This is a genomic window from Streptomyces sp. 8L (assembly GCF_020176795.1).
Lineage (GTDB): Bacteria > Actinomycetota > Actinomycetes > Streptomycetales > Streptomycetaceae > Streptomyces.
The window spans coordinates 1-636 of the sequence record NZ_JAIUKE010000959.1 but is presented as its reverse complement, the minus strand read 5'-3'; the positions used below and the strand labels follow the sequence as shown (position 1 = coordinate 636).

Annotated in this window: 1 protein-coding gene; it reads left to right on the top strand. The window is 73.3% G+C overall.

What is annotated here, in order from left to right; genetic code table 11:
• On the top strand, positions 1–581 hold a 581-nt coding region (locus LCE31_RS40110; RefSeq protein WP_225023255.1), incomplete at its 5' end, for a SigE family RNA polymerase sigma factor.
• Positions 582–636: the final 55 nt, after the last annotated feature.

Here is a 636-nt window from a genome sequence, read left to right as displayed (position 1 = left end):
GGGGTGGCGGGGAGGCCGGGGGGCTTCCCGGCGGCACCGGCGCCGCGGACGAGGCGGACGGCGCCGCCGCGTTCACCGCCTACGTGCGGGAGCGGCGCTCCTCCCTGTACGCGGCGGCCTACCACCTGACCGGCGACCGGTACGAGGCGGAGGACCTGCTCCAGAGCGCGCTGTTCTCGACCTACCGCGCGTGGGACAGGATCAGCGACAAGGCCGCGGTGGGCGGTTACCTGCGCAGGACGATGACCAACCTCCACATCAGCGCGTGGCGGCGCCGCAAGCTCAACGAGTACCCGACGGAGGAGCTGCCGGAGACGGCCGCGGGTACGGACGCGATGAGCGGCACGGAGCTGCGCGCGGTGCTGTGGCAGGCGCTGGCGCGGCTGCCGGAGACGCAGCGCACGATGCTGGTGCTCCGCTACTACGAGGGCCGCACCGACCCGGAGATCGCGGACATCCTCGGCATCAGCGTGGGCACGGTGAAGTCGAGCATCTGGCGCTCCCTGCGCCGGCTGCGCGACGACGAGGCCCTCAGCCTCGGCCGTGACCAGGAGGAGTCCTTCGGCGAACTGGTCGCCTGACCGGCGGGTCCGGGGGCTCGGAGGAACGGGTTCACGGGGGAACGGGGGTTACGGG